Source organism: Bartonella vinsonii subsp. berkhoffii ATCC 51672 (genome assembly GCF_902825225.1).
GTDB classification, from domain to species: Bacteria; Pseudomonadota; Alphaproteobacteria; order Rhizobiales; family Rhizobiaceae; genus Bartonella; species Bartonella berkhoffii.
Genome location: NZ_CADEAK010000382.1, coordinates 1 through 216, shown reverse-complemented (window position 1 = coordinate 216; position 216 = coordinate 1). Strand labels below are relative to the sequence as shown.

Below are 216 nucleotides of genomic sequence, written 5' to 3'. Positions count from 1 at the left end.
TGCAGGCACGTTTTTTAATCAAGGACAATAAGTTTTTGTTTTTAAGCGGAGTTAACTTACCAGCACTCGAACTTCATAAGCATGACTGTTCCAGTTGGGAATTCACGTTAGAGCCACGCACCCAATATGGCAGCGTTGAATCAACCTACTTTGATCGCTCGCAAGGACAACAATGCCAAGTCAAGCATCAGACAGGCTTTAGTGGTCCTGTGCGTC

At 44.9% G+C, this 216-nt stretch carries 1 pseudogene; it reads left to right on the top strand.

What is annotated here, in order from left to right:
- Window positions 1-216, top strand: a pseudogene (locus tag J7R10_RS09710) (late control protein); the annotation flags it as partial.